At 56.2% G+C, this 1,708-nt stretch carries 1 rRNA gene; it reads left to right on the top strand.

The annotated features are described in order from the left end of the window. Nucleotides 1–1,708 (top strand): 23S ribosomal RNA (locus tag AB0B91_RS65705); the annotation flags it as partial.

Here is a 1,708-nt window from a genome sequence, read left to right on the forward strand (position 1 = left end):
GAAAGGCCAATCAAACTCCGTGATAGCTGGTTCTCCCCGAAATGCATTTAGGTGCAGCGTCGCGTGTTTCTTGCCGGAGGTAGAGCACTGGATGGTCTAGGGGGCCCACAAGCTTACCGAAATCAGCCAAACTCCGAATGCCGGTAAGTGAGAGCGCGGCAGTGAGACTGCGGGGGATAAGCTTCGTAGTCGAGAGGGAAACAGCCCAGATCACCAGCTAAGGCCCCTAAGCGTGTGCTAAGTGGAAAAGGATGTGGGGTCGCATAGACAACCAGGAGGTTGGCTTAGAAGCAGCCACCCTTTAAAGAGTGCGTAATAGCTCACTGGTCAAGTGGTTCCGCGCCGACAATGTAGCGGGGCTCAAGCACACCGCCGAAGCTGTGGCATTCACATTTTAACCACGCAACGCCTTGATGTGTTGTGCAGGTGTGTGGATGGGTAGGGGAGCGTCGTGCCGGGGGTGAAGCAGCGGGGTGACCCAGTTGTGGACGCGGCACGAGTGAGAATGCAGGCATGAGTAGCGAAAGAAGGGTGAGAAACCCTTCCGCCGGATGACCAAGGGTTCCAGGGCCAGGCTAATCCGCCCTGGGTGAGTCGGGACCTAAGGCGAGGCCGAGAGGCGTAGTCGATGGACAACGGGTTGATATTCCCGTACCCGCGAAAGAGCGTCCCTGATGAACCTCGTTGTGCTAACCATCCAAACCAGCCAAGGCCTTCGGGTTGAGGTTGGGGAGCGTGGGAACCTGGCGGGTAGTAGTCAAGCGATGGGGTGACGCAGGAAGGTAGCTGAGCCCGGCCGGTGGTTGTGCCGGGGTAAGCGTGTAGGCCGTGTTGTAGGCAAATCCGCAACACATGAAGGCTGAGACGTGATGCCGAGCCGATTCAGGTGAAGTCAGTGATCCTATGCTGCCGAGAAAAGCCTCTAGCGAGTTCTTAGCGGCCCGTACCCCAAACCGACACAGGTGGTCAGGTAGAGAATACCGAGGCGATCGGGCGAACTGTGGTTAAGGAACTCGGCAAATTGCCCCCGTAACTTAGGGAGAAGGGGGGCCGGAGACGTGAAGCCCCGCGCGGGTGGAGCGTTGTATGGCCGCAGAGAGCAGGGGGAAGCGACTGTTTACTAAAAACACAGGTCCATGCGAAGAAGTAATTCGATGTATATGGACTGACGCCTGCCCGGTGCTGGAACGTTAAGGGGACCTGTTAGCTCTTCGGGGCGAAGCGGAGAACTTAAGCGCCAGTAAACGGCGGTGGTAACTATAACCATCCTAAGGTAGCGAAATTCCTTGTCGGGTAAGTTCCGACCTGCACGAATGGCGTAACGACTTCCCCACTGTCTCAACCACAGGCCCGGCGAAATTGCATTACGAGTAAAGATGCTCGTTACGCGCGGCAGGACGGAAAGACCCCGGGACCTTTACTATAGCTTGACATTGGTATCTGAGTTAGCTTGTGTAGGATAGGTGGGAGCCGGTGAAGTCCATACGCCAGTATGGGTGGAGGCAATCTTGAAATACCACTCTGGTTGATTTGGGTATCTAACTTCGGACCGTTATCCGGTTCAGGGACAGTGTCTGGTGGGTAGTTTAACTGGGGCGGTTGCCTCCTAAAGGGTAACGGAGGCGCCCAAAGGTTCCCTCAGCCTGGTTGGCAATCAGGTGTTGAGTGCAAGTACACAAGGGAGCTTGACTGTGAGACTGACAGGTCG

Source organism: Nonomuraea sp. NPDC049141, assembly GCF_040648415.1.
In the GTDB taxonomy this organism is placed as follows: domain Bacteria; phylum Actinomycetota; class Actinomycetes; order Streptosporangiales; family Streptosporangiaceae; genus Nonomuraea.